A 22600-nucleotide genomic window follows, 5' to 3' on the forward strand; every position below is an offset into this window, starting at 1 on the left:
ACAAAAATAAAAATCAGCCGCGTGCTGGTTTTTTATTGGGTCACACAAATGACATTAAAATAATCACTAGGGTCGTGATCTCGAGTGGCGATTTGGTTTTGAATACGGGTGATGGTTCTATTGGGATCTAACCAAAACTGCGATTTCACCGCGTACTTCATCATAAATTCCATATTCGACAACATGTAATTGTAATCGCGAGCACTGGCTATTTTACTATTAGATTCTCGGCATACCGCTTGTGCCTGTGCAAAAGTGAAACTACCAATATAAGTCTTGTTATAGCGAGTGGTTTTGCCTTGGTAGTTGTCATCATAGATAGGCAGTAGTGCCGTTGAACCACCGATAGAAAATACTGGCAGCATATAAGGCATGACTATGGTTTCAGCTTGTTCTGGTTCTTCATCATTGTTTTGACCTGATGAAGAAAGCGAAATGGTTTTGGAAGCTTTTGATTGGGTATAAAACTTGAGTAACGCATCGCGATAGCCACGACGATTTAATTCAGATAAGGCGAGTTGTGCATTCTCAAGTGATAGTGGGCCAATCATCATGCGATAACCATAATTATAAGGTTGGGCAGCAATGGGGTAATCAAGCTTACTTTGCATTTCACCTTTTATATTGAGGTAAGACTGAAAGCTAGAAGCAAATAAGTATTGAACAAAATATTGGGTGGAAGGCGTAACTTTATCTAAATTAGTCGAGTTATATGGCGGTAGTTCACAGTCTTCTGAGACTAAATACTCATTACCAATTGTCGATTGCGTGATTTGGCATGCTTGAGAAAGAAAGGACAGTGACGATAATAAAATCCCCAAACAATATTTAAACACAGTCGAACTCCATTCTACCTATTCCAACAATTCGTTATGCTACATATGCATCATGCTACAACGGCTTCTTATGAAGTTCGACTAATTTTAGATAAATATGATACCCAAGTGACTTGGGGGTAGATTAAATGGGATTAATATACCCAATCTTTCAGAGTGTAAGTCAGCTTGTGCTGGTCATTAGAAAGAGTCAGGGTTTCTTTCCCTAAATCAATTTTGCTCCATGCTGATAATGTGCTGGCGACGGCACGTTCAATATTCATCGCTTCGCCTTGACACATCTTCATTGTCATCGCCATCTTCTCAATACGGAACTCACCAGTTTTTGGGTTGATTTCAGCTTGTCCGTGGAAACCATTACAGCCCGCATTACCATGGGAACTCATCGCTTCACCGATTTCTAGATCAGGCCTAATATCGTTATGGGCTTCAGGTACTTCTTTGCCATCAACTTCTGTTAATACCCAACGGTGATGCTGTAGATCGGTAGGTGTTACAAAGTCAGCTTTATCAGTTGAAGAACAAGCGGCCAGTAATACAGGAACACTTAATGCTGTGATCAGCTTTTTCATCGGACTCTCTCCATATAGGTAGGCTATGCTTTACGTTAGTAATGTGCGTTAAAGCATTTATATTTCTATAGATTAGCAAATTATTGTTAGCTGAGCATTAGACGTCAGTCATTTAAAAAAGTTTGAATGTTTACATTTATTGACAATGTGATTAATTTATAACAAAGGCATAACAAGTTATAGCAGGATTGAGGAGGGCACATGGAACAATTAGAGTTTTTTTCAGTGCTAAGTCCGTGTGTTGGTGTCTGCACCGTTGATGGAAAGGGATATTGTCAGGGATGTATGAGAAAACGCGAAGAACGCTTCAACTGGCTTAATTTCACTCCCGCTCAACAAAGACACATCATCAAATTATGCAAGCAACGATATTATCGTAAACGCTTAGCCCAACGTAATGCTATTCCTGTTACTCAAGTTGATAATGACGAGGATTTACCGCCACAGGGGAGTTTGTTTTAAATTGCAGTATGTAGAATACGACGCAGCTAAAACAGACTGATTAAAGCCAAAGACTACGCCGTTTCTATTAAATTTTCTGATATTACTCAAAGTCGTTTTTACACATATCAATAGCGTTATATAAGTCATCGTGACTTAAACGCTTTTTATCAAGCCTTGTTTTGGTTTCTGCACCGAGGGCCTGTAATTTTTTCCGATTGTCTGCAGTTTGACGTAATCCCGCATGACGTAAACAACCATTTAACTCATGATCTTCACTAAAGTTAACGAACTTACTATCGACAGATGCCATAAGACACTCCTTTTTGTGTTGTGAGAAGCATAGCGCTTAAAGGAGTATAGAATTAAATTGTGAAGTGACTCGTAAAAGTTTAGGAATTATCTGTTCTTTTTAGAGTGGAGGGTAATAGAAAGGCGAAAGCCCGAAAGTTGGTAGCAATCGGGCTTTCTAATTTTTATTGAGTTCCGAGTGGTAAATTCGAATTCAATGGTATGCAAAAGGTGGATTCATCGAATCAAAGACTGGTAGGTCTTAAACGCGGATGAAGTCCATGTGCTCAACTTTTGGCTTAAACGCGTGACGTTGAACGTCTTGCGGTTTAACTTTAAGTTCTTTGCCATCAACTACTAGAGTGATGCCTTCGTAGAACTCAGGCTTATCCATTTGGTTGATAAGCTCATCGTGGTTTAGAGCGATAGAAACAGGTGCTGCTTCTCCACCGTAAACGATTGCTGGGAATAGGCCAGCGTGACGTAGGCGGCGGCTCGCACCCTTACCTAGTTCAGTACGTACTACTGCTTCAAATTTCATAGTATTTACTCTCAAATTAGTAAATTAAAAGATGTTTAATCACGTAGCGACCTAGTGATTAAGCGTTGTTTCAAGCTTGATAAAATAATTAAGCATTGAAACGAGCGCGGATACTACCATTCAACATGGTATTCAGCAATAAAAATCCTCGGAAAGCGCAGCAATTTTATTGTTTTAGATATCAACCCAACTCATCGGGAAATATCTTGTCTCGAATCTTCCAGAATCGGCCTGATTTACGGGCAATAATAAACAACGGCAAACGGAATCTATGTTGGTGGTTTACTACTTTGGTTGGTGAGCTTTCTTCAAATGGGCGATGTCTATCCGCGAGGTGGGGGCGAACAAATTGCTCGGCAAAGTTTTGCTTTTGTTTTTTGGTATTGAGTGACCAGAATTCATGAACTAAAGCGGCAGATTGCTCGTCATTACTTTCACCGGAATAGGTGACTTTAAGTTGTGACTTGCCATCTTGAGTTTTGTGAACGTTCAGTTCCATATCTTTACACTCAAACACTAAGGCATCTTTTAGGTTTAACGCATCGCGCAGCTTTTTATCTGGATCGACTAGGGTGGCATCACACTGATGACAGATTCGTGCGGCAATGTCGTTATCCGCGCCGCATTCAGAGCAGAACTTGGCTTTGAAACGATAGCCGCAGTGTTCCCGCTCACCGGTAGGCTTATCTTCTTCGTCTAATACTTCAAAGTAACCTTGGCAACGGCGGCCATAATGTTCGATCAACATGCCATTCTTATCCAGTTTTCCCCAGAAGGTATTGTTGAAGCCACAAGCGGGGCAAGGAATGGTGACGGCGTCACTGGTTGGGTCGGGTTTGGTTTCACCAACTTCTGGTTGGTAGAGGTCATAGTTATTGCCTGCATAGTCTAACACTAAACATTCGGTTTTATTTTCTGCTAAACGCAAACCACGGCCGATGATTTGTTGGTATAAGCTGACAGATTCAGTGGGGCGAAGAATAGCAATCAAATCAACATGAGGAGCATCAAAGCCTGTGGTTAATACCGACACGTTGACTAAGAATTTAATCTGCTTGGCCTTGAACTGATTAATGATGCGATCACGCTCGGCCTGATGTGTATCACCAATAACCAGTGCTGAATGTTCTGCGGGTAAAAGCGTGAGAATTTCTTGAGCATGACGAACAGTGGCGGCAAAGATCATAATGCCTTGTTTGTCTTTGGCCAGTTCAATAATTTGTTCAATGATTTGTGGCGTAGCGCGTTTGGATTGCTCAATAACCAAATCGAGGTCGGCTTCTTTGTAACGTCCAGCTAGCGCAGGTTTTAAATGAGAGAAATCATAGCTCAATACCGGCGCATCAATCATTCTGGCTGGGGTTAAAAAACCTTCATCCAATAAATACTGAATCGGTAGCTCAAAAATACAATCACGGAAAAAACGTGGCTCTTGTGATTTAACTTGGCCAGTTTTGCCACGCACTTGATATTGATATATCCAACCCATGCCAAGGCGATAAGGGGTCGCAGTAAGGCCGAGTACTTTGATGCCGGGATTGATTGTTTGTAGGTGTGAAATTACCTTGCGATAGCTGCTTTTCGGGTTGTCGGGCACCCGGTGACATTCATCAATCACCAATAATGAAAACTGATTGGCAAAGGCATCAAGGTTACGTACTACTGATTGTACTGAGGCAAAGACAACTTGTTCGTTAGATTCTTTCCGACCTAAACCCGCCGAGAAAATTCCACCTTTAAGCGGACGATCTTCTGTGGAATAACTTTCGTATTTAGCATGGTTCTGCTCAACCAGTTCTTTAACGTGGGTTAGCATTAATACGCGGCCTTTAGCTAGTCGAGCCAGTTCGGCGATCACTAGGCTTTTACCTGCGCCAGTGGGTAAGACTATGACGGCAGGATCGCTGTTACTACGAAAGTAATGGATAACGGCTTTTACGGAGTCGGCTTGGTAAGGGCGAAGTTTGAACATGATAAATAAGCGAATGATAAAGAAGGTGAGAGGATAATAGGCTTGGGCGGGAAATGCTAGGGCGTTTCTCTAATCTTGGGTACTTCGTTTCTCATGACTTGGCTTTGTTGTGGAGCGCCGATAAAAAACCCACCGAGGTGGTGGGCTTTAATCGTTCATTTAAGCAAGGCTTAGAATGTGTAGTTTAACTGTACAGAACCGATGTAAGCTGGGCCTGATGAGTTATAGTTATTTTGAGGTAAGCCAGTGAGAGCTCCTGTCGCTGATGTTTCATCAAAGTCGCCTGATTTTCCATCAATGTAAGCAAAACCAGCATCAATTGAAAGGTCTTTGCTCCATAGGTAAGTGAAACCTGCGGTGTACCAGTAACGGTCTGTATCCGGAATGCTCAATGTTGCTTCGCCCGCTTGTTCATCATAAGCGAAACCAGCGCGTACTAGCCATTGTTCGTTGATGGCATAGGTTGTACCAACCGACCAACGTTGATTGTCTGAGTAAACTTCTGATTTTTGGAATAACTCTTGACCACCTTGCGAACTTGTCGCTTTCAACTCTGAAAATTTGCTCCAGTTTGTCCATTGCCAGCTATATTGAACAGACCACTGGCTATTCAACTGATGAAAACCAGATAAAATTACAATATCTGGTAGATCTATACTTAGATCTGCATCAGTCTTTGCTCCTGTTGGGGAAGTGAATTCACCCTCCTCAAAATCAAGTTTTACCGCTGACTTATAGGATGCTGAAAAGCGGTTATTGTCATTGATTTCATACAATGCACCAATATTCCAGCCATAACCAAAAGTATCCCCTTCCATTTTTATTAAAGTATCAGATGGAGAACCACCACCACCTAATTGAGGTGGTGCAGCGTATAATGCACCTTTAGTTCTTTTTAGTTTAGCTTTTGCATAAGTTACGTTGAAGCCCGCACCAACACTGAAGTGGTCATTTAATCTATACGCAATATTAGGGTTAAATTTAAAAGTCGTTAAAGATGTTTCCCCTGAAATATCACCAGCTAAAAAGTCACCAGGGTATTCGGTTGCCACACCGTAATCAGTGTACATGCCGATTCCCCAAGCCCAATGCTCATTAATTGGATTTACATAGTAAAAGGCAGGAACAACTTGAGAGGGTGCGATGTCGTTTGCTGAATTATTCGTCCCAGGAATAGCAGTAGCATCATTACCTTTGACATCAATTTCAGGCTCAATCCAGGAAACCGCACCAGAAAATTGTTTTTTCTCAAATAGCATCATGGATGCGGCATTTGCTGACATTTCACTTGCGTTGTCACCAACAGCACCGGCACCAGAAAATGCACGACCTAGGCCAGAAGCAGAGTGTTCTACTACTTGGAAACCAGCAGCATGAACTTGAGAAGCAAGAGCAATCGAAATTGCTAATAGCGAATATTGTGTTTTTTTCATTGTCATCCCTTACACATTAATTATTTTATTGTGCCGCACCGGTTTGGTCCGATGTGTTGTTAATAGTTTTATTACTTAATGTGACGATTTGGTATTTAAATTTGCAAAAAATGCTACAAGGTTAATAATTTTGCAATTTATCTTATTTCTCCTCATAAATCAGGTATGACCAGTATAACTCGTTGATAATTACTAGGTTTTGAAATTGTTTATTTTTTGAGCGAATAATGGTGCGGGTGGGGTATAAGACTAAAGTCTAACAGTGAGTTAACTTTTTGATTTCATTTTAGACTAAGGTCGAGGGGGTTAATTTATTGCCTAAATAATGTTTTGCTGTTTGATGGAATAAATTAGCTAAAAAACCAAGGCAAACTTAATTGTGACAAAATGATACGAAGCTATTTAAGAAGGACACAAGTAGAAAATAAATAATATTCGCAATAAAAATTGTTTGTTATTTGAGCAGTGAAGGGCTGGTTTTTAAATAACAGGCTTTATATTACCTCCTGATCTTGGAGCGTTATATTTTCCTTTAATTCATTAATAAATCAATTTTGTGAAATAGCTCAACTAATGGCGTAAATATCTCTATAATGATGTCTCATGCTCGAACTAGGGGGAGTGAGTCTTTCACAGCAACAATGCTCACAAAAGATCAACCGTCCCTAGTGTTTATAGCAACATTTATGTGTGCTGACTCGCTCAACAAGCGATAGTCAGACTAGAGGTATTCATGCGTTTAGATAAGTTTTTATGTGAAACATTAGGGGTAACCCGCCGAGAAGCGACCATTTTATTACGTCGTGGTGAAGTAACGGTAGATGGACAAACAATTAAAGTCGCATCAGTCAAAGTAGGGGAAGAATCTCATGTTGAGTGGCAAGAGCGCCATTTGCCTATGCCGGGGCCTCGTTACTTTATGCTATTCAAACCGGATGGCTTTGTTTGTTCACATGAAGATAGCAATAACCCGACGGCGTTTACTCTATTAGATGAAGTGAATATGGATAAGCTTCATTTCGCAGGTCGTCTTGATGTCGATACCACAGGCTTGGTGTTAATTACCGATGATGGTCAATGGTCACACCGCATCACTTCTCCAAAACACAAATGTGAGAAAACTTATCGCGTATGGTTAGAAGATGCGATTGGTGATGATTACGCACAACAGCTGCAAGACGGCATTCAATTAAGAAACGAGAAAGGGCTGACACTTCCTGCGCAAATGGAGATTGTAGACTTTTCTCAAAATGAATTATTGCTAACGATTTCGGAAGGTAAGTACCATCAAGTAAAGCGTATGTTTGCTGCTCTAGGTAATAAAGTTGAGCAACTACACCGTGAATCAATTGGTACGATTATTCTGGATGAGGCGCTTGAACCTGGTGAGTACCGTCCTTTAACGGCGGAAGAAGTCGCTTCAATTTAAGAACTTCACGTTACTTATCTATTTATCTAGTATCTATGTATATATTTACTCAAGCCGCAGGTTATCACTTGTGGCTTGTTTATTTATCCTTTCAAAGGACACGCTATGCCGCAAACTTCCTTACCTAAAAGCAGCTTTGTTTTATTTCTGATTTTAGGTTCGATTGGTTTATTAACACCATTCGCTATTGATATGTACTTGCCTGCAATGCCGACTATTGCCAATGACTTTATGGTTAATCATGGCATGGTACAGGCGACATTAACCGCCTATACCGCTGGCTTTGCTTTAGGGCAATTGTTACATGGGCCTTTAGCGGACAGCTACGGTCGTCGCCCAATTTTAATGGGAGGAATTGTGTTTTTTGCAATTGCTTCGATTATCTGTGCCACTACGACGAGCATTGAAGCCTTATTGTACACTCGATTTGCGCAAGGTTTTGCTGGTGCGGCAGCGGCTGTGATCGTGCAAGCCGTGGTTCGAGATATGTTCGATAAAGAAGAATTTGCTCGAGCGATGTCTTTTATTACTCTAGTTATTACCATTTCACCTTTGTTGGCACCGATGATAGGTGGTCACTTAGCGGTTTGGTTTGGCTGGCGTTCTATTTTTACCGTACTTGCTGCGGTGTCTTTCTTCGTTCTATTGGCGGTGCTGTTTAAAATCCCTGAAACATTAGCGCCCGAAAACAAGCAGCCTTTACGCTTTAAAACTACCATGCGTAATTACTTCAAGTTAATTACCAACCCTGTTGCCTTTGGCCTTATCTTTTGTGGTGCATTTTCGTTTGCCGGTATGTTTGCTTTTATTACCGCAGGCTCATTTGTTTATATCGATATCTACGGCGTGCAACCAGAATACTTCGGCTATTTGTTTGCGTTAAATGTTGTTGGTATGGTAGCGATGACTAGCTTTAATGGTCGCGCAGTTCGTAAAATGGGTTCGCACTGGATGCTACGTTTTGGCCTTTGGTGTCAAACTTTTGCCGGTGTAGCATTGTTGATGAGCTGGTTATTAGGCTTAGGCTTATGGGCGATAGTGCCTTGCGTGATCTTGTTCGTTGGTACTATTTCGATTATCGGTAGTAACTCGATGGGATTACTGTTAAGTAGTTATCCTCAAATGGCAGGCACGGCTTCTTCACTTGCCGGTACACTACGATTTGGCGCGGGTGCTGCCATCAGTGCGTTGATTGCTTTCTTACCAAGCGGCTATGTATGGCCGATGGTCGTCGCAATGTTCCTATGCGCAGTATTGTCGGCAAGCTGTTATTGGTTATTGAGCCGAAATGCTTAAATGAATACAAATTTTGAATTAGAGAAAAACATGCAATATTCACAAGAGATCCAACGAGTAGTGACCAGTGCTTTATCAGAATTAAAGCAGCAGCATCAAAACGGTAAACTGGCCAATACGCCGATTACGAATACTCATTTTTTAGCTCGTTGGGTAACAAAAAGCATAAAGACTCAAGAGTTTGATAGTTGCGTCAAAGATGATTTGATTCGTTGGCAAAAATTGAGCCGTAGCAAAGGAGCGGGTAGTGATCTTCTCGCCACGTTTGAACGCATTGCAAAGTTATATCAACAGTTTCTACCCGCGGAGTCTGAGCCGAAAGCGGTGAAAGATTCGGATATTGAAGCTTTTATGGATCACATGGAAGCGAAAGGGTGGGAAGTGGTTAATGAATTTGAGTTAACCGAAAAAACACAAATTTTTGCCGATCAACCGAACTCGTTTGTTTTATGTGCTAAGCAATGTGATGACTGCTTTGATGGTGAGTTATTAACTAAACCAATGAGCTTCTATGTGAGAGGAAACCACGCAGCCTTTATTACCGAGGCAACAGAGCAAGGTTTCTTACTGCATAAGCAAACCGATTATAAATCAATTGTGAAGTATCACGGTGAATACCTCGTTTACCCGTACAACATTGGGCCTAAATTAGCTGAAATTCCAATGAATTATTGATGCTTTTGTTAGTAACCTCAATTGGTTACTGAGAGTTTGCGGTTTTATTGAGTTTGTGTTTGATATTTGGTGTGTCGGTGTTACGTACAGCGGTAACTCAGGTCATATAGGGTAAAGCTCTTCCTACAACAAGCTAATTAGTGTAAATTTCCTTTCTTATTATTGGTCGCAGGTGCAAGTTTAATGCTTTATCTTAAAAATCTTTGTAAAGGCTATATTGATGGGGGCGTATTTAACCCCGTTTTACAAGGTGCTGAGTTATCATTAGACCGTGGAGCCCAACTTGCTTTAATGGGAGAAAGTGGCTCAGGGAAAAGTACATTATTGAACATTATTGCAGGATTAGACTCTTGCGATTCTGGGGAAGTAATTTGTTCTGAATTTCCTATGCACGATGCCCCTGATAGACAAAAGAACGCCTTTCGTCGTAATAATATTGGGCTTATTTTCCAGCAATTTAACTTGCTAACAACGCTGAATATTGCCGATAACATTCGCTTTTGTCGTCAACTAAAAGGCTTACCTGAAGACCCACATCTCTGGCGTCAAATATTATCCTCACTTGATTTAATGCCATTGCTTGGCCGTTATCCTGAAGAAGTCTCCGGTGGGCAACAGCAGCGTGCCGCGATTGCTCGTGCATTGTATATGGAGCCTTCGATTTTATTAGCGGATGAGCCAACTGGTAGTCTAGATGAGAAAAATGCCGAAGCGGTGATGCGTTTATTGACGAGTCTGTCGAGCAAGATGAATTGTACTTTATTACTGGTGACGCACAGTGAAAGGGTAGCCGCCCATTTGGAAGGCTGTGTTCGATTACAAGGAGGCGTGTTGAATGTTGTGGCCCGTAGCTAAAGCTCTACTTGGCCATTATCGTCGCCACCCATTTCAAATTCTTCTTGTATGGCTAGGTTTAACACTAGGCATATCGTTGTTCGTTGGTGTTTTAGCGGTTAATTACCATGCCAAGCAGAGTTATGCGAATGGTGAAAAGCTATTTTCCAATCCTCTTCCATATCGAATCCAGCCGAAATTAGCGGGCAATAAAATTCCTCAAGGCTTTTATATCCAATTAAGACGCAATGGTTTCCATCAATGCGCACCTTTTGATACCTATCGAGTGGTGACTGAAGATGGCATGCAACTCAATATTGTGGGTTTTGATCCGGTGACCATGTTGTCATTTCAGCAGAATCAAAATCTTGCCTCTTCCGATATGCTTGAGCTGATGCGTCCTCCATATCCTATTTTGATCAGCTCCCAATTATCCAACTACTTAGATGTGGTTGATAATGATTTTATCACTTTAAAATCAGGTGAAAAAATTGGACCGATAAAGGTGGATACCCAAGGTCGGATTTCGGGTTCAAGACTCGTGGCAGATATGTCTTTACTGCGAAAGCTTAACCGTAGTTCCGGCTTTGATATGATTGCTTGTGCCGCCATGTCACCGGCTAAGTTAGAAAAGTTACGTAACTATTTGCCCGATGGTATTTCTCTACATCGTAATACCCGCGTTGAATTAGGCTCGCTGACTAAAGCGTTTCATATGAACTTAACCGCGATGGGGATGCTGTCTTTCCTTGTCGGTTTGTTTATTTTCTATCAAGCAATGTCACTTTCTTTTATCCAACGTCAGCCTCTAGTGGGTATTTTACGTTTAACAGGTGTGTCTGGTTGGCAATTAACCAAAGCATTGCTGTTAGAAATTATGGCTTGGATTTTAATTGGTTGGTTGAGCGGTACTGTACTTGGATTGGCTTTGGCAAACCGACTCATGCCTTCGGTTTCAGCAAGTTTAAGTGATTTATATAATGCCGATGTTGGCCTATCCATTAAATGGGACTGGGAGTGGATTCAATACAGCTTATTGATGTCTATCTTTGGTTGTCTATTGTCTTGTTTCTGGCCGCTAGTTCGATTGGTTCGTGCTCAACCTATTCGACTCGCTTCTCGTTTATCATTAATGCGTTTTGCTGGCCGTGAGTTTAGTTTACAAGCTTTTGTCGCCTGTATCTGTACCGTAGCGGCGGTGGCTTTGTATCAATCACCGAGTAATCAAAAAGAAGGCTTTACGCTCATTGCGTTAATATTAGTGAGTGTTGGCTTGGTGATGCCATATTGTTTATGGAAGTTATTTACCAGTTTTTCTTACACTATGCCGTGGGTCAAAGTGCGTTGGTTCTTTGCTGATATGGCTGCCAGTATGAGTTATCGTGGGGTGGCAGCAATGGCGTTTATGTTGGCATTAGCGACCAATATTGGTGTGGTCACTATGGTTCATAGTTTTAAAGAAACAACAGATAAATGGTTGGTTCAAAGGCTATCTGCTGACTTATATATTACTCCGACAATATCTTCTGCTGCGAGAATGAGTCATTGGCTTGAAGCGCAACCTGAAGTGAAAGGTGTTTGGTGGCGATGGGAGAAATCTCTGCAAACCAATACCGAAACGATTCAGGTTGTGAGTTCAGGTGAAACGGAAGGTGAGCGTAAATCGCTAACCGTGAAGTTGGCGGTACCACAATTTTGGCATCACTTACATCATGACCGAGGCGTTATGGTCAGTGAGTCAATGTCACTCAAACACAAAATCCACCCTGGTGATATTATTAACCTACCTGAACCTTTAGGTGGAAGTTGGCCTGTTTTAGGGGTTTATTATGATTACGGTAACCCGTATAACCAGGTGATTATCTCGGAAAATAAATGGTCAGATACCTTCCAAGGCGAAGGAGATGTGGCGTTAGGCGTGGTGCTGAATGATCAAGCGGCTCCAAGTGATTTAATACAGCGGATGGAAAAAACCTATAGTCTGTCTCCGGAAAGGATCTATAACAATAACGCTATGCATACTAAGGCGATGATTGCGTTTGACCAGACCTTTAAGGTGGCGGATACCTTAGGGAAAATCACCTTGTTTATCGCGGTTTTTGGATTATTTGTTTCAACCGTTGCGGGTGAAGTATCAAGGCAAAAGCAAGTTGCTTTGCTGCGATGTTTAGGTGTTTCGGGCAGAGAGTTGGTTATTTTAGGGGCGCTGCAGTTGCTTGCGATAGGGCTATTTACTGCTTTTATTGCTTTACCTCTTGGTATTTTAGTGGCGCAGTTAATGGTGGATGTCGTTCTTAAGAATGCTTTTGGTTGGACTATGCAAATCACTTTATTGCCTGAACAATATATTTCTACTTTTGTTTGGTCACTTTCGAGTTTGTTTATTGCTGGGGCATGGCCGGTTTGGCATATGGTTAAATCGACGCCAATGAAGTTGTTGAGGGACTCATTATAATGAAAGCCAAACGACACCAATGGATATTTAAAGCCACTGTGATGACGCTTGCTTTCTTGCTGTTATCAGCTTTGCTCGCTCCTCACTTCGTCAAAGAATTAGTGGCCAAAGAAATAGACCAGCTTCATCTTCAAGCGGAATCGAAAGAAGGGAATCAAGCGGTATATGACCCTGTTTTACCTGATTACACCATTAAATACGGCAAAGACTTTGCAGAACACGATGGCTTTCATAATGAAGTTTGGCACTACAGAGCCAACTTGAAAGGCGATGATGGTCTAGACTATGGCGTGCAGTGGACGGTTTATCGTGTTGCGAACGGTGATCATCAAGGCGTAGGTTGGAGAAATGCACAAATCTATACTGCGCAGGTCGTTGTCTCGACTTCCAAGCACTCATGGTCACAGCAGCGTATTGCCCGTGGCGGTATTGGGCAGGCCGGAGTGATGATGTACCCGTTTAGGCTATGGATCGATGATTGGAGTTGGGTTTCGAATAATAACTTTGCCATCGCAAGCCAGTTGAATGTTAAAACCGACGATTTCCAAGTCTCACTACAAAATGCAGCGTATGGGCCTTTTGTTCTAAATGGTGATAAAGGCTATAAAAAAACGCACGATCTGATGTCTACCGCGTCTTATTCGTTCAGTGCTCCCTTTATTAAGACGAAAGGAAGTTTGATTCTCAATGGTAAAGAAGTAAACGTTTCAGGTGTTGCTTGGTTAGATAAAGAGTGGGGTAACCATCTTGTCGCCAACCGTTCACTGCGTTGGGATACCTTTAATCTTCATTTGTCTGATGGGCGAGTCTTGTCTTTGACCCAGTATCATAATCCACAGAATATGCGCTATATTTCAGGTTCATTATCGAATAAAAATGGCTCGACAGTGAAGATTAAAGATAGTGAAGTGAGAATTTATCCAATCGAAAAGCAACAATTGCTAAATGGAAGACTTTTACCTTTACGATGGGTCATTGAACTACCAAACTATCAAATAAGCTTAATTACTCAATCTTTAAATAAAGAGTTATGGCTACCATTTTGGATCCCATCATGGGAAGGGCCAATTCAAGTGACAGGAAGCCATAAAGGGGTTGGCTTTATGCAATTGACGGGGTACTAGGCTCATCTATAATTCTTATTTGTATGATTTTTAGTAAATTAAATGTGAGCCATTCATATTGTTGACTTTGTTGTATATGTGAAAGACTTTTTAAAATTTTATTAATTCGGAAAATCCGAGTATTAGTATCTAAACAATCGATTTTTATAGTTTAAATTATCCATATACTATCGATGCATGTTTTGTCAGATGACTTACGCTAGACTAAGGAAAAGGTTTTATGCGCGATAAAGTAGTTAATTTTTTTAAGATGGAATCAGCAAGTGGCATCATTCTCGTGATTGCAGCTGTTATTGCAATGCTGATTGCCAACTCATCATACGGTTCTCTATACCAAGATACTCTTCATACATACATTTTTGGTATGTCAGCATCACATTGGATCAACGATGGTCTAATGGCGGTTTTCTTCTTACTTATTGGTTTGGAAGTAAAACGCGAATTACTAGTCGGGGCATTGCGTTCTAAAGAAACGGCTATGTTCCCAGCGATTGCTGCAATTGGTGGTATGCTTGCACCCGCTTTAATTTACCTTGCATTTAACTACAGCGATCCTGTCGCGGTTGGTGGTTGGGCGATCCCGGCTGCAACGGATATTGCCTTTGCACTAGGTATTATGGCGTTACTAGGTCCACGTGTTCCTGTGAGCTTAAAAGTATTCTTACTTGCCTTAGCTATCATTGATGACTTAGGTGTTGTCGTGATCATCGCGCTATTCTACTCAAGTGATCTATCAAGCCTTGCTTTACTGGTTGGCTTTATCGCGACCGCTGTTTTGTTCTACATGAATATGAAGAATGTTACTAAAACACGTTGGTACTTGATTGTTGGTTTCATCTTGTGGGTGAGTGTGTTGAAGTCAGGTGTTCACGCAACGCTTGCTGGTGTGCTGATCGGCTTTGCTATTCCGCTTAAAGGTGAAGAAGGTGGTAAGTCTCCACTGAAATCACTAGAGCATGCATTGCACCCTTATGTGAACTTCTTAATTTTGCCACTCTTTGCTTTTGCAAATGCGGGTATTTCTCTAGCAGGTGTGTCACTAGCTGGCTTATCATCAACAGTACCGATGGGTATTGCGCTAGGTCTATTAATTGGTAAACCACTAGGTGTATTTACCTTTAGCTGGGTGTCGGTAAAAGCTGGTTTTGCTCAATTACCAGAAGGGATAAACTTCAAGCATATATTCGCGGTTTCAGTACTGTGTGGTATCGGTTTCACTATGTCGATCTTTATTTCGTCACTGGCCTTTACTAATGTTGATGCTGCATTTGATACTTATTCTCGTCTTGGTATCTTGATTGGCTCAACGACCGCTGCAATTTTAGGTTACGTGCTACTGCACTGTTTCTTACCTAAGCAAGCTGCAGCACAAGTTGCTACGGAAAAGTAAGCTAGCTTAATGATATAAAGCTGAGTTGCTTAAGAAGCCCAAGCCACTTAAGAAATATAAGTCACTTGGGTATAAATAAGAGGTCACTTCAAGGAGTGGCCTTTTTTACGCCTGTAGAAAAGCGAGGGTAGTGTGATGGAGACAAAAAAAAGCCCAAATCAATTTGAAATGGGCTAAAAACAATATAGGAGTTGTATATGAAAAAAATTGCAGTTAGGTGTAGAAAACTGATGGATGAACAAACTAAGACATGTTTCCAGCTTATTTCCACTTGCTACGTAATATAGGACTGGGTTAATTGCATTCGGTTCAATCTTTTTTCAAAAAAAATCGAGTTTATTTGTAACATGTTGAATTGATGGAAATATTAAATTTATTGGTGAACTATGTTTCGCATTTGTGATCGTTGCCGCTTGTTCAGTTGATCTATCCTGATAATATTCAAACAGGTGTTTAATACGAGTGATTAAAATGACGGCAAAGAATAAGACAAAAGCAAAAATCATGGATGTAGCAGAAGCATTGTTTGCTGAGCACGGATTTAATGATACGTCATTACGTACGATCACCACCAAAGCCAATGTAAACCTAGCCTCGGTAAACTATCATTTTGGCGATAAGAAAACTTTGGTGAGAGCGGTTCTTAACCGTTACTTAGAAGCCTTTATGCCTGAGTTGGAAAAAAGCCTAACAGAGCTTAACCAAGGTGATGATTACACCATGACGGATGTGTTTAATACCTTAACGCATCCAGTGTTGTCTCTCGATAACCTTCGTCCAAATGGTGCAAGTCGTTTTATGTTGTTGATTGGCCGTGGTTATACCGATGTGCAAGGCCATCTGCGTTGGTTCATTACGACTCAATACAGCAGTGTACTTAACCTATTTACTGACTCGGTAAAAAAAGCCAACCCAGCATTAGATGCTGAAACCCTATTTTGGCGACTACACTTCACCTTAGGTACTTGTGTATTCACCATGTCATCAAGTAAAGCACTTGCGGAAATCGCTTATAACTCTTATGGAAAGAAAGTCGATTCCGATGTGTTTATTCAACAGTTAATCCCATTTTTAGCGGCAGGGGTTGCCGCTGAAGCCTAGATTTTCAAGCATAAACATAGAAGAACCGGTTCTAAGATTGGACTCGAATATAACAAAAACAACTAAACGAATAACGTGGATAAAAAGGAATAGATTATGAGCTCGCTAAGACAAAAATGGATCAGTGACCCAGCGTTTAAATGGTTTAAACAAGTATTACCACCGCTTTCTAGTACTGAAAGAGAAGCGATGGAAGCGGGGAGTGTCTGGTGGGATGGTCAGCTTTTCTCAGGTTCGCCAGATTGGCAAACGCTGCATAACTATCCTAAGCCAACGCTGACAGAAGAAGAACAATCTTTCATTGATAATCAGGTTGAAACATTACTTGCGATGCTTGATGACTACAAAGTGGTGCAAGAAGACCGTGATCTTCCTAAAGAAGTGTGGGACTACATCCGCAAAGAGAAGTTCTTCGCACTGATCATTGATAAAGCCTATGGCGGTTTGAATTTCTCAGCACACGCTAACTCAACAATTGTAACCAAAATTGCTACTCGCAGTATTAGTGCCGCGGTAACCGTAATGGTTCCTAACTCTTTAGGCCCAGGTGAGCTGCTTTCGCATTATGGTACTCAAGAACAAAAAGACTACTGGTTGCCACGTTTATCTGATGGTACAGACATTCCATGTTTCGCTTTAACAGGCCCAGAAGCGGGCTCTGATGCTGGCGGCATTCCCGATAAAGGCGTGGTGTGTCGAGGCATGCATAATGGCGAAGAAGTTTTAGGTATTCGCCTTAGCTGGAATAAACGTTATATCACTCTCGCGCCAGTGGCTACGGTACTTGGTCTCGCATTTAAGTTAGACGATCCTGACCACCTACTTGGCGATAAAGAAAATCTTGGTATTACTTGTGCGCTGATTCCTGCTGATCACGAAGGGGTAGAGATTGGCGAGCGTCACGATCCACTAGGGTTAGCCTTTATGAATGGCCCAACTCGCGGTGAAGATATCTTCATTCCTATGGATTGGTTAATTGGCGGTGCAGATTACGCAGGTAAAGGCTGGCGTATGCTGGTGGAATGTTTGTCCGCGGGCCGTGGTATTTCTCTACCGGCGCTTGGTACTGCGATTGGTCATCTTACTAGCCGTACAACTGGCGCTTATGCTTATGTACGTAAGCAATTTGGTATGTCGATTGGTAAGTTTGAAGGCGTTGCCGATGCAATGGCGCGTATTGGTGGTATGACGTACATGCTAGAAGCGGCGCGTACTTTAACCACAACTTCATTGGCTATGGGTGAAAAACCGGGGATTGTTACCGCGATTGCCAAATATCACATGACAGAAATGGGACGTACCATCTTAAACGATTCAATGGATATTCATTCAGGACGAGCGATTCAAACTGGCCCAATGAACTATTTAGCGCATCACTATTATGGGGTGCCGGTTGCGATCACCGTAGAAGGGGCGAACATCTTAACCCGTAACTTGATGATTTTCGGACAAGGCGCAACTCGTTGTCATCCATTTGTGCTGCCTGAAATGGAAGCGGCGGCAAATCCAGATGAAAAAGCCGGTGCAAAAGCGTTTGATGACTTGTTGTTCAAACACATGGGTTATGCCATTAAAAATAGCCTAGGGGCATTTAGTATGGCATTGACGGGCTCTCGCTTTGCTAAATCTCATACCTCTGGTGCGACCAAGCAATATTACCGCGACATGACTCGTTTAAGTAAAGCACTAGCGGTGACGACAGACTTTGCCATGCTAACCCTAGGTGGTGAGCTAAAACGTAAAGAGATGTTATCTGCGCGTCTTGGCGATGCATTGAGTTACCTATACTTAGGCTCTGCAGTGTTAAAACGTTATGAAGATGAAGGCTGTCAGCAAGACGATCTCGATTACGTTCATTACGCGATGAATCATTGTTTAAGCCAAGCCGCTAACGGTTTAGAAGAGGCTTACCGCAATATTCCTAGTCGTATCGCAGGAAACCTTCTAAAAGTATTGGTTTTCCCACTAGGCAATCGCTTTAAAGCACCGTCTGATAAGCAAAAAACCAAAGTGGCAGAAAGCTTAATGACACCGGGAGCACATCGCGAACGTTTAACGCACCTTTGCTACATTGGTGACGATGAAAATGACAGTGTTGGACTTATCGAACGAGCGTTCATTGCCATGTACGGTGTGAAGCATCTAGAGCGTAAAATGATGAAAGCGGTCAAAGATGGCAAGCTAGCAAAAGCAGGTCCATTAAAAGAGCGTTTGCAAGCGGCGGTTGAGCAAAAAATCTTAACTCAAGACGAAGCGGAACAAGTGATGAAAGCGGACGAAATTCGTTACCGTTCAATTCAAGTTGACCACTTTAGCCATGATTTCAGCGAAATTCGTACGCATGATGCAGAGAATAAGGAGAAGTCGTCAAAAAAGCTTGATAGCGCCGCTTGATTTGAAACGTGCGCATATCATACAAAATAGATGATTCTTGAGTATACTTAACGACAACGCCACAGCTACTGTGGCGTTTTTGCTTTAGTGGAGTATTGGTTAAACAGGTCTAACCACAAGTGTATAAAGCAAAAAAATGCAGAAATAAGATGCGAAACCTCGGATAAACTTTTATCCTACAGGGGTTTTTTAAAGGAAGCTGAATATGATCATCAAACCGAAAATCCGTGGATTTATCTGTACAACAACACACCCAGTGGGTTGTGAAGCAAACGTAAAAGAACAAATTGCCTACACAAAAGCTCAAGGTCCAATAGCTAACGCACCAAAGCGTGTACTAGTGGTTGGTTCTTCAAGTGGCTATGGCTTGTCATCTCGTATTGCAGCTGCATTTGGCGGTGGCGCATCAACTATCGGTGTGTTTTTCGAAAAGCCTGGCACAGAGAAAAAAACTGGCACAGCGGGTTGGTATAACTCAGCAGCTTTTGACAAGTTAGCGAAAGAAGAAGGCTTATACTCTAAAAGCCTAAATGGTGATGCTTTCTCAAATGAAGCAAAACAAAAAACCATCGACCTGATCAAAGCAGATCTAGGACAAATCGATATGGTGGTTTACTCATTAGCATCGCCAGTACGTAAAATGCCAGAAACCGGTGAAGTTATTCGTTCATCGCTTAAACCAATTGGCGAAACGTACACAGCAACTGCAGTTGATACCAATAAAGACGTTATTATTGAAGCCAGTGTTGAGCCAGCAACAGAGCAGGAAATCAAAGATACTGTTACTGTAATGGGCGGCGAAGATTGGGAACTTTGGATGGCAGCGCTATCTGAAGCGGGCGTTCTAGCAGAAGGTTGTAAAACTGTCGCTTATAGCTACATCGGTACTGAGCTAACATGGCCAATCTACTGGGATGGCGCACTAGGTCAGGCAAAAATGGACCTAGATCGTGCAGCAACCGCATTAAATGAAAAGTTAGCGGGCCTTAACGGTACTGCCAACGTTGCCGTATTGAAGAGTGTTGTCACTCAAGCAAGTTCTGCAATTCCAGTTATGCCTCTTTATATCGCAATGGTATTTAAGAAAATGCGTGAAGAAGGCGTACATGAAGGTTGTATGGAACAGATTCACCGCATGTTCACTCAACGTCTATACAAAGAAGATGGCAGCGCTCCACAAGTGGATGACAAAAACCGCCTTCGTCTAGATGATTGGGAACTACGTGAAGACATTCAACAGCATTGTCGTAACCTATGGCCTCAAGTCACCACTGAAAACTTGAAAGAGTTAACAGACTACGTTGAGTACAAAGAAGAGTTCTTGAAACTATTCGGTTTCGGTGTTGACGGTGTTGACTACGAAGCTGACGTAAACCCAGAAGTTAACTTCGACGTTCAAGATATCTAATTTTCACACGTTAAAGTGAATACAACATAAGGCGCTCCTCGGGGCGTCTTTTTTATTCTTTCTATAAAGCAAAGAGACTACCTTAGATCTGGTCTATGTTTTAGTGGTATAACTAACCCAAGCTGAGGTTATTTATCAAAGACAACGTGGTTATTTGTGGGGTAGAGAACATGGAAAACGTAGCAACACTTTATTTTTATGCCGGCAAAATGGGGTCCGGTAAATCGACACATTCTCTACAGTTGGCCAAAGAGATTAAAGCGGTTCATATCAGCGAAGATGAGTGGCTAACGGCGTTGTACCCTGAGCAAATCAGCAATTTTGAAGATTACTTAAAATTTGCGTCAAGAATAAAATCGATACTCTCCAAGCATATCCAACAAATTCTCACCTCGGGAACAGATGTTGTGCTCGATTTCCCTGCCAATACTTATCAACAAAGAACATGGTTTAAGCAGTTATTTGAAAATACTCAAGTTAAGCATCAACTGATTTATATCGATGCCGATGATGAGGTTTGTCTGCAGCAAATTAAACATAGACGAATAGAGCAACCAGCCAGAGCGAGATTCGATACCGAAGCCATGTTCTACCACGTAACCCAATATTTCGAAGCGCCTCAGCCCCAAGAAGGGTTTACGATCAAAACTATCCGTAAGGAAAACCAATAGGGATTATACCCAAGTGACTTCAAGATGCAGAATTCAGAGCTATCATTCTAACCTTTAGGCAAGGAAGATTGGTGAAGGAATGTAGGCACCTTTCAAATCAATCTGACACGGCATAAAGGTTTGAATGAAGCTCCCGAAGGGCAAGTTAAAACAAGCTTTATGCTGCGTTAAATTAAATAGAGATAGAATAACTATGATCATATTCAATTTGTCTTGCCTAAAGCTTGTTTTATTCTTGCTGAAACTCACATCTTGAAGTTACTTGGGTATATATGCAGTCACTAGAGCTAAAAATAAAACCGCCGATTGTGGCTGTCATTGCCGTAATCATCATGTTTGGGCTCGACTACTGGCTGCCTAGTGACAAACTAGGAGTAGGGCAATATCGTTTGGGAATGGTACTAGGTTTAGTACTTATTGGTTTAATGCTTGCCATGACCGGTGTAAAGAAGTTCATTCAAGCAGAAACCACCATTCATCCTGATCTAAAACACGCCACCAATAAACTGGTTACTAGTGGTATTTATCGTATTTCACGAAACCCAATGTACCTCGGAATGCTACTTAATTTATTAGCGATTTCGGTGTGGCTTAATAATTGGTTAACCATCGGAGTATGTATCGGCTTTGTGTGCTATATCACCCAATTTCAAATCAAACCGGAAGAACGTTTCCTACAACAAAAGTTTGGAAAGCAATACACCGACTATTGTCAGAAAGTACGCCGCTGGTTATAAAGTAGCTTATTAGTCTATAACCATCTCCCGTCTAAATTTTGAGCTTATCAATATGAAATTGTTAAATAGCCTTTTGGCATTATTATTCTTTGCACCCTCTGTAGCATTTGCATCCAGCGAGGCGTTTATGCAAGTTGAACAAGAGGTGCGTTTGGTTGAACAGAACCTAAATGCTCAAGTGGGTGTGGCGATTTTAAACACTGAAACAGGGGAGAATTGGGATCACAACGGCAATGAACGATTTCCTCTTACCAGCACATTCAAAACCATTGCCTGCGCTAAGTTATTGTACGACTTTGATAAAGGGAAGGTTCCTTTAGATGCTAAGGTTCAAGTCAAGAGTACCGATCTTGTGACGTATTCTCCCATCATAGAAAAACATGTTGGTAGTGAAATAACACTGACCGATGCGTGTCACGCGGCTATGACGATGAGTGATAACACCGCGGCCAATATCATTATCAAAGCAGTAGGTGGAACGCAAAGTATCACTAATTTTGTTAAAAATATCGGTGATACACAGACTCGCTTAGATCGAATGGAGCCAGATTTGAATGAAGGCGCTCTCAATGATCCTAGAGATACAACGACACCAACGGCCATAACCAATACTTTGAATGAATTGTTATTTGGTTCGACTCTGTCTGATACTAGCAAGGAGCAACTCAAAGAATGGATGGTCAATAATCAAGTGACGGGAAATTTATTACGTTCGGTATTACCAAATGATTTGAAAATAGCTGATCGCTCCGGTGCTGGTGGCTTTGGCGCAAGAAGTATCACCGCTATTGTTTGGAATGACCAACGAGCTCCCATCATAATAAGTATCTATATCGCTCAAACAGACGCTTCCATGGAACAACGAAATGCTGCCATTGTTAATATTGGGCGAGTGATTTTTGGTAGTTATGTGGCAAAGCTTCATTAATCAATTTGTTCATCAAATAGTGAGCTTATCGCTTATCTATCCACATCAAATAACTTTACCAGTTATTGTTAC

Annotated in this window: 20 protein-coding genes; 14 read left to right on the forward strand and 6 right to left on the reverse strand. The window is 41.6% G+C overall.

Features of this window, described 5'->3' with window-relative positions; all coding sequences use genetic code 11:
- Nucleotides 1-32: 32 nt before the first annotated feature.
- The gene (locus L3V25_RS10630) at nucleotides 33-836 is read right to left on the reverse strand and encodes a hypothetical protein (RefSeq protein WP_237295326.1); all 804 of its coding nucleotides are present in this window, start codon (nucleotides 834-836) and stop codon (nucleotides 33-35) included.
- Nucleotides 837-970: 134 nt separating this feature from the next.
- The gene (locus L3V25_RS10635; protein WP_237295327.1) at nucleotides 971-1408 is read right to left on the reverse strand and encodes an META domain-containing protein; all 438 of its coding nucleotides are present in this window, start codon (nucleotides 1406-1408) and stop codon (nucleotides 971-973) included.
- Nucleotides 1409-1609: 201 nt separating this feature from the next.
- Here L3V25_RS10635 and L3V25_RS10640 point away from each other — a divergent pair, with 201 nt between their 5' ends.
- Nucleotides 1610-1870, forward strand: coding sequence for a DUF1289 domain-containing protein (locus L3V25_RS10640; RefSeq protein WP_237295328.1), 261 nt, complete (start codon nucleotides 1610-1612; stop codon nucleotides 1868-1870).
- 82 nt (nucleotides 1871-1952) lie between these two features.
- Here L3V25_RS10640 and L3V25_RS10645 read toward each other — a convergent pair whose 3' ends face one another.
- The 4 genes from L3V25_RS10645 to L3V25_RS10660 form a co-directional block, all read right to left on the reverse strand.
- Nucleotides 1953-2162, reverse strand: a complete 210-nt coding sequence (locus tag L3V25_RS10645) for a hypothetical protein (RefSeq protein ID WP_237295329.1) — start codon at nucleotides 2160-2162, stop codon at nucleotides 1953-1955.
- A 240-nt stretch (nucleotides 2163-2402) separates the two neighbouring features.
- Entirely contained in the window at nucleotides 2403-2681 is a 279-nt protein-coding gene (gene rplY, locus L3V25_RS10650) for a 50S ribosomal protein L25 (protein ID WP_237295330.1), read from the reverse strand.
- 181 nt (nucleotides 2682-2862) lie between these two features.
- The gene (locus L3V25_RS10655; RefSeq protein WP_237295331.1) at nucleotides 2863-4653 is read right to left on the reverse strand and encodes a DEAD/DEAH box helicase; all 1791 of its coding nucleotides are present in this window, start codon (nucleotides 4651-4653) and stop codon (nucleotides 2863-2865) included.
- A 170-nt stretch (nucleotides 4654-4823) separates the two neighbouring features.
- Nucleotides 4824-6086, reverse strand: coding sequence for a porin (locus L3V25_RS10660; protein ID WP_237295332.1), 1263 nt, complete (start codon nucleotides 6084-6086; stop codon nucleotides 4824-4826).
- Between the two features lie 733 nt (nucleotides 6087-6819).
- Between L3V25_RS10660 and rsuA the strand changes: the two genes are divergently transcribed.
- The 13 genes from rsuA to blaCARB all read left to right on the forward strand — a co-directional run bounded on the left by rsuA (nucleotide 6820) and on the right by blaCARB (nucleotide 22528).
- A complete protein-coding gene (rsuA, locus tag L3V25_RS10665; RefSeq protein WP_237295333.1) occupies nucleotides 6820-7515 on the forward strand; it encodes a 16S rRNA pseudouridine(516) synthase RsuA in 696 nt (231 codons plus the stop codon).
- A 105-nt stretch (nucleotides 7516-7620) separates the two neighbouring features.
- Nucleotides 7621-8811 carry a Bcr/CflA family multidrug efflux MFS transporter gene (locus L3V25_RS10670; RefSeq protein ID WP_237295334.1) on the forward strand — a complete coding sequence of 397 codons (1191 nt, stop codon included), beginning with the start codon at nucleotides 7621-7623 and terminating at the stop codon, nucleotides 8809-8811.
- Nucleotides 8812-9486 carry a DUF2913 family protein gene (locus L3V25_RS10675; protein ID WP_237295335.1) on the forward strand — a complete coding sequence of 225 codons (675 nt, stop codon included), beginning with the start codon at nucleotides 8812-8814 and terminating at the stop codon, nucleotides 9484-9486. It begins immediately after the preceding gene.
- A gap of 183 nt (nucleotides 9487-9669) precedes the next feature.
- Entirely contained in the window at nucleotides 9670-10341 is a 672-nt protein-coding gene (locus L3V25_RS10680) for an ABC transporter ATP-binding protein (RefSeq protein ID WP_237295336.1), read from the forward strand.
- Nucleotides 10322-12775, forward strand: coding sequence for an ABC transporter permease (locus tag L3V25_RS10685; protein ID WP_237295337.1), 2454 nt, complete (start codon nucleotides 10322-10324; stop codon nucleotides 12773-12775). Before L3V25_RS10680 ends, L3V25_RS10685 begins: the two co-directional genes overlap by 20 nt.
- A complete protein-coding gene (locus L3V25_RS10690) occupies nucleotides 12775-13899 on the forward strand; it encodes a lipocalin-like domain-containing protein (protein WP_237295338.1) in 1125 nt (374 codons plus the stop codon). Before L3V25_RS10685 ends, L3V25_RS10690 begins: the two co-directional genes overlap by 1 nt.
- Nucleotides 13900-14119: 220 nt before the next feature.
- Nucleotides 14120-15289: a Na+/H+ antiporter NhaA gene (gene nhaA, locus L3V25_RS10695; protein WP_237295339.1), complete on the forward strand. Its 1170-nt coding sequence runs from the start codon at nucleotides 14120-14122 to the stop codon at nucleotides 15287-15289.
- 471 nt (nucleotides 15290-15760) lie between these two features.
- On the forward strand, nucleotides 15761-16390 hold the full coding sequence (locus L3V25_RS10700; RefSeq protein ID WP_237295340.1) for a TetR/AcrR family transcriptional regulator: 630 nt from the start codon (nucleotides 15761-15763) through the stop codon (nucleotides 16388-16390).
- 96 nt (nucleotides 16391-16486) lie between these two features.
- Entirely contained in the window at nucleotides 16487-18784 is a 2298-nt protein-coding gene (locus L3V25_RS10705; protein WP_237295341.1) for an acyl-CoA dehydrogenase, read from the forward strand.
- Between the two features lie 205 nt (nucleotides 18785-18989).
- Nucleotides 18990-20192: an enoyl-ACP reductase FabV gene (fabV, locus tag L3V25_RS10710; protein WP_237295342.1), complete on the forward strand. Its 1203-nt coding sequence runs from the start codon at nucleotides 18990-18992 to the stop codon at nucleotides 20190-20192.
- 170 nt (nucleotides 20193-20362) lie between these two features.
- The gene (locus tag L3V25_RS10715; protein WP_237295343.1) at nucleotides 20363-20863 is read left to right on the forward strand and encodes an ATP-binding protein; all 501 of its coding nucleotides are present in this window, start codon (nucleotides 20363-20365) and stop codon (nucleotides 20861-20863) included.
- 272 nt (nucleotides 20864-21135) lie between these two features.
- Entirely contained in the window at nucleotides 21136-21600 is a 465-nt protein-coding gene (locus L3V25_RS10720) for an isoprenylcysteine carboxylmethyltransferase family protein (protein ID WP_237295344.1), read from the forward strand.
- Between the two features lie 52 nt (nucleotides 21601-21652).
- On the forward strand, nucleotides 21653-22528 hold the full coding sequence (gene blaCARB / locus L3V25_RS10725) for a CARB/PSE/RTG family carbenicillin-hydrolyzing class A beta-lactamase (RefSeq protein WP_237295345.1): 876 nt from the start codon (nucleotides 21653-21655) through the stop codon (nucleotides 22526-22528).
- The last annotated feature ends 72 nt before the right edge of the window (nucleotides 22529-22600 follow it).

Origin of the sequence: Vibrio sp. CK2-1 (genome assembly GCF_021726515.1) — a bacterium.
GTDB lineage: Bacteria > Pseudomonadota > Gammaproteobacteria > Enterobacterales > Vibrionaceae > Vibrio.